This is a genomic window from Prosthecobacter sp., from assembly GCF_044373815.1.
GTDB lineage: Bacteria > Verrucomicrobiota > Verrucomicrobiia > Verrucomicrobiales > Verrucomicrobiaceae > Prosthecobacter.
Genome location: NZ_JBIPNG010000290.1, coordinates 1 through 8,352 on the forward strand (window position 1 = coordinate 1; position 8,352 = coordinate 8,352).

Here is an 8,352-nt window from a genome sequence, read left to right on the forward strand (position 1 = left end):
GGGCTTCTTCGATGAAGCGGGTGAGGTTCTGCGGAAAGGTGGTGGCGGGGTCGGTTTCGCGTTTGGGGCCTTTGCCGGGCATGTCGTTGTGGCCGAACTGGATGAGGATGTAGGCGGGTTTGGAGTCGAGGACTTTTTTCCAGTTGCCGGTGTCGCGGAAGCTTTTGGAGCTCTGGCCGCCGGCGGCGAAGTTGAGGCACTCGGCGTTGGGGCCGAGGAGTTTGGCGAAGGCGGCGCCCCAGCCGGCTTTGTCGGTGACGGTGGAGTCACCGGCGAGGGCGATGCGGGTGCGGGTTTCTTCAGCGTGGCTGATGCTGAGGCTGAGGGCTAGGAGGAGGAGGCTGCGGCGGAGCATGGTCGGACTTTAACGTCCGATTTTCTGCCATCTCGCACGGTGAATGGTGCGGCCCATGTGGAGCCAGTCGGTTTCGAAGTCGGTGGTGGGATAGAAGAAGGCGTCGGCGGGCCAGTCGAGGCGGGTGAACTGGTGTTCGCGGGTGGCGAAGCTGGCGAGGGCGTCTTCGAAGTAGGGCTGGTCGTCGGTCTTGAGGAGGAATTCGCCGCCGTCGGTGAGGATGCGGTGGAGGCCGTCGAGGAATTCGCTTTGATTGACGAGGCGGCGTGCGGTGTGGCCTTTCTTGGGCCAGGGATCGGGGCAGAGGAGGTGGAGGCGGGAGACGCCGGAGGTGGGGAGGAGCCAGCCGACGGTGTAGGCGCTTTCGAGGCGCATGATGCGGGCGTTGGGCAGCTGCTGGTTGTCGATCTTGCGCGAGGTTTTGATGACGCGGCCGAGCATGCGCTCGACGCCGAGGAAGTCGCGCTCGGGGTGGTGGGCGGCCATGCCGGTGAGGAAGGTGCCGTCGCCGCAGCCGAGATCGACTTCGAGGGGGCGGGCGGGGTCGGGGAAGATTTCCGTGTGCGTGAGTTCGCGGAAGTGATCGGGGGGCGTGAAGAGGGCGGGCACGGTGGATGGTGTGCCGATGAATCCGGGGTCTGCCAAGTGAAGATTTGCGAAGGGGGAGACTGATTTTTTTTCACCGCAGAGATTGGAACGCCGCAGAGATGAGTTCTGGAGATTGAGGCTCTGGGATTTTGCTATGGAGGATGGCAGTGGTATTCGGGGGCGTTTTTGATGAAGCACGCTTCCAGATTCCGGCTAAAGCCGGTACTACAATACGTGCGCTGGCTTGCTTCAAATCTGGGGTGGTGGCGGGGGCGCTGTTTTTTGGCAAAGGAATGGTGAGCCATGGAATGTCCAGAAATTGAGAGATGGGCGGCGATGTATGAGGGTGGCAGGGATAGTCATTCAGGAGATTTGGAGAACGCAGAGGATTCCATGATGAAGGGACGGAAAGGACGGCCGATGTTTGGCGGGGCTTGAGGGGGCGGGAGGGCTGGCTATATTTGAGTGAAACCACTTTCCGACCCTTATGCCGATTTACGAGTTCTACTGCCCTGACAACAACAAGCTGTATTCATTCCTGGCGCGGACGCTGGCGTATCGGGACAAGCTGCCGGTGTGCCCGGATGGGGAGGGTTTGAGAATGGAGAAGCGGGTGTCGGCGTTCGCGGTGATCGGGAAGGCGAAGGAGGAGTCGGGGGATGATCCGTTTGCGGGCGTGGATGATGCGAAGATGGAGAGCTTCATGGCGGACATGGAGCGGGAGATGGGGAGCATGAACGAGGAGAATCCTGATCCGCGTCAGCTGGGGCACTTCATGCGCAAGATGACGGAGATGATGGGCGACAAGACGCCGCCGGAACTGCGTGAGATGGTGCGCCGACTTGAGGCGGGGGAAGATCCGGAAAAGCTGGAGGAGCAGTTTGGCGGGATGGATGAAGGGGACGCGGGGGATGCGCTGTTTTCGCAGATGCTGACGCGGGCGAAGGCTGCGCGGAAACAACCGATGAGGGACCCGAAGCTGTATGAGATGCGGGATTTTGTGAGGGAGTGAGCATGGGTGCATTACCCGCTGCTCACCGAAACCCGCTCCTATCACTGACACCCTGATTTCGTCTCAATCTCTTGCCCTCTTTGACTCGCTCTGTTTTGATGGATGCCGTTCCGGGTGAATCTATCCAAATGACTAGAAAAGCCAGCTGCAGGCCGAGATCGTCATTCACTGCCCTTTCTGGCGTTGAAGACATCTGTGGCAATCTGACGACACGCTGCTCATGATTGACGTCCCCGCATGAACGCCGTCGAAATCGAAGAAGCCGTATCCATTCTCGCCGAAGCCCCCTTCGACGGGGAGAGCTTTCCCTTTGCGTTTCTGGAGGCGTTTGGAAACAAGGAGACGACGCTTAAGAAGCTGAAGAGCGGGGCTTCGAACCAGTCGGATGTGCCAGGGGGGCTGTTACAGCGCAACAACATCCACCTCAAAGTCTGCGCGGAGGGGCAGGTCACGGCCACGCTGCTGGCCCTGCGGGAAAGCCCGAAGACGACCTCGCAGAAGTGCAAATTCATCCTCGCCACCGATGGCAAAGGCTTCGAGGCGGAAAATCTCGCAGATGGGGAAACCGTCGCCTGCGTCTATCCCGACTTTCACAATCACTTCGGCTTCTTCCTGCCGCTGGCGGGCATCACCACGGTCCGGCAGATCCGGGAAAACGCCTTCGACATCAAGGCGACCAGCCGACTGAACCGGCTCTACATCGAGCTGCTGAAGGACAATCCCCAGTGGGACAGCGCCGCACGCCGCCAGGATTTGAACCACTTCATGGCCCGGCTGATCTTTGGCTTCTTTGCTGAGGACACGGACATCTTCCGCAGCAAGGGCCTGTTCACCGCCACCATCGACCAGATGAGCGCGCGTGACTCCTCCAACACCCACGAGGTCATCTCCGAGCTCTTCCGCGCCATGAACACTCGCTTGAAGGAGCGTGAAGAGGAGGGCATCAAGAGCTGGGCCGATGTCTTTCCTTATGTGAATGGCGGTCTCTTCACCGGCAGCGTGGACGTGCCCCGCTTCAGCAAGATCGCGCGTTCGTACCTCCTCCACGTCGGGGGGCTCGACTGGACGAAGATCAATCCCGACATCTTCGGCTCCATGATCCAAGCCGTGGCGGATGACGAGGAGCGCGGGGCACTGGGCATGCATTACACCAGCGTGCCGAACATTCTCAAGGTCCTCAATCCCCTCTTCCTCGATGACCTTCGCGTAAAGCTGGACGAGGCCGGAAACAGCCCGCAAAAGCTGCTCAACCTGCGCAAGCGCATCGCCCGCATCCGCGTCTTTGACCCCGCCTGCGGCTCCGGCAATTTCCTCGTCATCGCTTATAAAGAGATGCGCGAAATCGAGGCCGAGATCAACCGTCGCCGTGGTGAAGCCGAACGCAAGTCAGACCTCCCGCTCACGAACTTTCGAGGTATCGAACTCCGCCATTTTTCTTGCGAGATCGCCCGGCTCGCTCTCATTATTGCCGAGTATCAATGCGATGTGCTTTATCGGGGTCAAAAGCTTGCCCTCGCAGAGTTCCTGCCACTTGAGGCGGCAAACTGGATCACCTGCGGCAATGCTCTGCGGCTCGACTGGTTGAGCATCTGTCCTCCAACTGGCAAAGGCGTAAAGAATCGCGCCGAGGATTTGTTCGAGACGCCGCTGGATCAGACAGAGATCGACTTCGAGAATGAAGGTGGGGAAACTTATATTTGCGGGAACCCTCCCTACAAAGGCGGAACTGAGCAAACTCCCGGCCAAAAGAGTGACATGGCATTGGTTTTCAGCGATTTTCCCATTTGGAAATCATTCGACTATATCCTCGGCTTTTTTCAGAAGGCGCGCCAATTCTTGAACTATTGCGAGGCATCTTTTGCATTTGTAACCACCAATTCAATTTGCCAAGGTGAACAAGTCTATCGCTTTTGGCCGCAATGTATCTCCGGCGGAGTTAGAGTGGCGTTCGCGGTCACATCTTTTAAATGGTCTAATCTGGCTAGCAGAAACGCTGGCGTATCCGTAGCAATTGTTGGGCTAGCGAAAAAACCCAAGATCATCAGGCACTTTGATGGGGCTGTAGGCATCGTCAAAGAAGTGAGGAACATAAACGCATATCTTGTGCCGTATGAGGATGTCTATATCAGAAATGAGACAGCCCCGCTTAATGGGTTGGCACCAGTAGTAAATGGAAGCAAGCCTGCCGATGGTGGTGGTTTGATTTTTGGCGCGGAAGTCGCGGCAAAATTGAAAGCAGTGGAGCCATCAAGCGTGAGCGTTATCCGCCCCTTTTTTGGCGCTCACGATGCAACACATGGAAATAGTCGGTACTGCATTTGGGCTACCCATGAAGATCACCTTATCTTAAAGGGAATAAGGGCATTTGAGGCTCGTTTCTCTATTGTCGCAGAAATGAGGGCACAAAGCGATAAGCCCTTAACGAAAGCTGGGGCTGGCGTCCCGTATGCTTTCCAACAGGTAAGACAAACGGGGAGAGAAACGGTGTTTCAAATCCCGCGTCATTCCTCTGAAACACGAGAATTCTATCCGGTAATTGTGTTGCCAAAAGGCGCGATTGTTGGAGATGGAGCGTTTTCATTTTACGACCCGCCGCTTTGGAATATTGCCATCTTTGCATCACGTCTCTCATTGGTTTGGATTGGAGCTGTATGCGGCAAAATAAAGACGGATTTTCGCTTCTCCAATACTCTTGGCTGGAACACCTTTCCAATTCCCAAACTCACTGAGCAAAACAAAGCTGACCTGACCCGTTGCGCGGAGGACATCCTGCTGGCGCGCGAGGCACATTTCCCGGCGACGATTGCTGATCTCTACGATCCCGAGACGATGCCCGCCAATCTGCGCGCCGCTCATGAGCGCAACGACGAGACGCTGGAGCGCATTTACATCGGACGCCGCTTCAAAAATGACACGGAGCGGCTGGAAAAGCTCTTCGAACTCTACACCCAGATGACGGCCAACGTGCCCGCTGGGAAGAAGGCGGCGCAACCTGCGAGAGGAAGAAATGCATGAACGACACACCTGCCAGTCTCACCCCGCAGCCTGAAGGCTATGCCTCCTGGCTGGGCGAACTGAAAGACCGCATCCACAGCGCCCGGCAGCGCGCCACGCTGGCCGTCAACCAAGAGCTGATCCTGCTCTACTGGAACATCGGGCGGGACGTTTTGGCGCGGCAGGCGGCGCAGGGCTGGGGCACGAAGGTGATCGAGCGGCTGGCGCAGGATTTGCGTACGGCCTTCCCGGACATGAAGGGATTTTCCCGGGCCAACCTGATGTACATGCGCGCCTTTGCGGAGGCCTGGCCGGATGCCACAATTGTCCAACAGGCTGTTGGACAATTGCCTTGGGGGCACAATCTGGTGCTGCTGACCCGCCTGAAAGATCCCGGGCAACGCCTGGCCTATGCGCAAAGCGCCATCGCGCACGGCTGGTCAAGGAATGTACTGAACATCCACATTGAAACCCGCCTGCTGGAGCGCGGCGGACAGGCTGTGACGAACTTCGATCTCAGCCTGCCCAAGCCTCAATCTGACCTCGCCCGTGAATCGCTGAAAGACCCCTACCGTTTTGACTTCCTGGGCCTGACTGAGGAGGCACATGAGCGGGAGATCGAACACGCTTTGGTGAAGCACGTCACCGACTTCCTGCTGGAGCTGGGTGCGGGCTTTGCCTTCGTGGGTCGGCAGGTGCTGCTGGATGTGGCGGGGGAGGAGTTTTTCATCGACCTGCTGTTCTACCACCTCAAGCTGCGCTGCTATGTGGTGATCGAACTCAAGGCAGGCAAATTCAAACCTGAGCATCTGGGCCAGTTGAGCTTCTACCTCACGGCGGTGGATGCCCAGATCAAGCATCCGCAGGACGGACCCACGATTGGCCTCCTCCTCTGCAAGAGCAAGAACAAGGTGGTGGCCGAATACGCCCTGCGTGACAACGCCCGGCCCATGGGCGTGGCGGAATATCAACTGGTGGAATCCCTGCCTGCGGAGCTGCAGACCAGCCTGCCCAGCATCGAACAGATCGAACGCGAGCTGGCCCGTGACATGACCCCGGAGGAGAACAACCCGCAACAGAACGAAGAATGAGCAGCAACCCCACGATCCCCTCCGTCTCCGTCCGCTATGCGCAGGACGGCAGCTCCACCCGCGCAAACACCCTGGGCATGAGGCCCATGCAGGAGCGCTGCTACCAGAAGCGTGGAGAGCAGTATTTGCTGATCAAATCGCCCCCGGCCTCCGGCAAAAGCCGGGCGCTCATGTTCATCGCGCTGGACAAGCTGGCGAACCAAAAGCTTCAACAAGCCATCATTGTGGTGCCGGAGCGCTCCATCGGTGCGAGCTTTCATGATGAGCCGCTGAGCCAGTTTGGTTTCTGGGCGGACTGGAAGGTGGAGCCCAAATGGAACCTCTGCGATGCACCGGGCACGGACAATGGCGGCAAGGTGGAATCCGTGAAGAAGTTCCTGGAAAGTGCGGACCAGGTGCTGGTCTGCACGCATGCGACCTTCCGTTTCGCGATGGAGAAGTATGGCGTGGAGGTGTTCGACGAACGGCTGATCGCCGTGGATGAGTTTCACCACATCTCCGCCAACCCGGACAACCGGCTGGGGGAGCATGTGCGCCAGCTCATGGCCCGCGACAAAACACACTTGGTGGCCATGACCGGCTCCTACTTTCGTGGCGATGCGCAAGCCGTGCTGCACCCGGATGATGAGGCGAAGTTTGAGACCGTCACCTACACCTACTACGAGCAGCTCAACGGCTACCAGTACCTGAAGCAGCTCGACATCGGCTATTACTTCTACTCGGGTCAGTACTCAGACGAGATCGTCAATGTGCTGAACCCCGGCGAGAAGACGATTGTCCACATCCCGAACGTCAATTCGCGCGAAAGCCTCGGCGACAAAATCAAGGAGGTGGAGCACATCATCCACGAACTAGGCGACTGGCAGGGGGCTGATCCGCAGACGGGATTTCAGCTTGTTAAGACGAAGGAGGGGAAGGTGCTGCGCATTGCCGATCTGGTGGATGATGATGCAGCGAGAAGGGACAAGGTAGCGGTGGCATTGAAAGACCCAGCGCAGAAAAACAACCGCGAGCATGTGGACATCATCATCGCGCTTGGCATGGCCAAAGAAGGCTTTGACTGGATCTGGTGTGAACACGCGCTGACGGTGGGCTATCGCTCCAGCCTCACCGAAATTGTCCAGATCATCGGTCGTGCCACCCGTGATGCACCAGGCAAGCCCAGAGCACGCTTTACCAACCTCATCGCCGAACCCGATGCGAGTGAGCAGGCTGTGACGGAGGCGGTGAACGACACGCTGAAGGCCATCGCCGCGAGCCTGCTGATGGAGCAGGTGCTGGCACCGCGCTTTGAGTTCAAGCCCAAGAATCCGAACAGCGGGCCGACGCCCGGCTTTGATTACGGGCCTGGCGGGTATGACCCCAAAGGCAGCAACGTGGGAGTGAACCCGCAGACAGGGACGATCCAACTGGAAATCAAAGGGCTGGCCGAACCCAAGACACCCGAAGCAGAACGCATCTGCCGGGAGGATTTGAATGAACTGATCACCGCCTTTGTGCAGGACAAGGCAACCGTGGAGAAAGGCCTGTTTGACACAGAACTGGTGCCGGAAGAACTGACGCAGGTGAAGATGGGCAAGATCGTCAAGGAGACCTACCCACATCTTCAAGACGAAGACCAGGAGGTCGTGCGGCAGCATGCCATCGCGGCACTGAACCTCGTGCAGCAGGCCAAGAAGGAGCAGGGCGGCGGCGGGGGTGGGTCTGGAGACACCACCCAGAACACCAGTCTGCTGGATGGCGTGCGCAAGTATGCACTCAGTGTGCGGGAGCTGGACATCGACCTTATCGACCGCATCAATCCTTTCGGAGAAGCCTATGCGATCCTGGCGAAGTCCATGAGCGAAGAACGACTGAAACAGGTGGCTGAGGTCATTGCGGCCAAGCGCAGTACGCTGACGCTGGAAGAGGCGCGTGAACTGGCCAAGCGGGCGCTGCGTTTCAAACAGGAGAAAGGACGACTGCCAGAACTGATTGCCACCGACCCCTGGGAAAAACGCATGGCGGAAGGGATTGCCTTCCTGCAACGTAAGGCGAAGGAATCCAAGAATGGCTAAGACGATCACAGACGAAGACTTGGACCTGCTCGACGAGCTGGGCGTGGATGCCGCGCCTGCCGCCAGTGGCGGGCGCTCGGCACGCGAGCAGCGGATCATCGCTGGATTTGAGGAGATCGAACGATTTTACGCCGAGCACAACCGGGTGCCGGAGCACGGTGAACATCGGGATATCTTTGAAAGACTTTATGCGGTACGGCTGGATCGAATCCGTGAGCTGGCGGAGTGCCGGGAGATCTTGAGAGGGATGGATAC

At 58.2% G+C, this 8,352-nt stretch carries 6 protein-coding genes and 1 pseudogene; 5 read left to right on the forward strand and 2 right to left on the reverse strand.

Features of this window, described 5'->3' with window-relative positions; all coding sequences use genetic code 11:
* Together ACIREA_RS20615 and ACIREA_RS20620 are read right to left on the reverse strand one after the other, a co-directional pair.
* The coding region (locus ACIREA_RS20615; protein WP_397384231.1) for an SGNH/GDSL hydrolase family protein at positions 1-355 on the reverse strand (355 nt) is incomplete at its 3' end.
* Between the two features lie 9 nt (positions 356-364).
* Positions 365-964 (reverse strand): tRNA (guanine(46)-N(7))-methyltransferase TrmB, encoded by a 600-nt coding sequence (locus ACIREA_RS20620; protein WP_397384232.1) that lies wholly within the window; start codon positions 962-964, stop codon positions 365-367.
* A 466-nt stretch (positions 965-1,430) separates the two neighbouring features.
* On the opposite strand from ACIREA_RS20620, the gene ACIREA_RS20625 reads away from it, so the two are divergent.
* From ACIREA_RS20625 to ACIREA_RS20645, 5 genes and pseudogenes are all read left to right on the forward strand, one after another.
* The gene (locus tag ACIREA_RS20625; RefSeq protein ID WP_397384233.1) at positions 1,431-1,955 is read left to right on the forward strand and encodes a cytochrome C; all 525 of its coding nucleotides are present in this window, start codon (positions 1,431-1,433) and stop codon (positions 1,953-1,955) included.
* Between the two features lie 237 nt (positions 1,956-2,192).
* On the forward strand, positions 2,193-4,970 hold the full coding sequence (locus tag ACIREA_RS20630; protein WP_397384234.1) for a class I SAM-dependent DNA methyltransferase: 2,778 nt from the start codon (positions 2,193-2,195) through the stop codon (positions 4,968-4,970).
* Positions 4,967-6,040, forward strand: a complete 1,074-nt coding sequence (locus ACIREA_RS20635) for a YhcG family protein (RefSeq protein ID WP_397384235.1) — start codon at positions 4,967-4,969, stop codon at positions 6,038-6,040. Before ACIREA_RS20630 ends, ACIREA_RS20635 begins: the two co-directional genes overlap by 4 nt.
* Positions 6,037-8,097: a DEAD/DEAH box helicase gene (locus tag ACIREA_RS20640; protein WP_397384236.1), complete on the forward strand. Its 2,061-nt coding sequence runs from the start codon at positions 6,037-6,039 to the stop codon at positions 8,095-8,097. The genes ACIREA_RS20635 and ACIREA_RS20640 overlap by 4 nt, the downstream gene beginning before the upstream one ends.
* Positions 8,090-8,352 (forward strand): annotated as a pseudogene (locus ACIREA_RS20645) (hypothetical protein); the annotation flags it as partial. The gene ACIREA_RS20640 and the pseudogene ACIREA_RS20645, both read left to right, overlap by 8 nt.

Excerpts from the sequence above, each read along its gene's own strand:
- ACIREA_RS20635 (WP_397384235.1), top strand. The coding sequence starts at position 4,967 with ATGAACGACACACCTGCCAGTCTCACCCCGCAGCCTGAAGGCTATGCC.
- ACIREA_RS20640 (WP_397384236.1), top strand. The coding sequence starts at position 6,037 with ATGAGCAGCAACCCCACGATCCCCTCCGTCTCCGTCCGCTATGCGCAG.
- ACIREA_RS20625 (WP_397384233.1), top strand. The coding sequence starts at position 1,431 with ATGCCGATTTACGAGTTCTACTGCCCTGACAACAACAAGCTGTATTCA.
- ACIREA_RS20630 (WP_397384234.1), top strand. The coding sequence starts at position 2,193 with ATGAACGCCGTCGAAATCGAAGAAGCCGTATCCATTCTCGCCGAAGCC.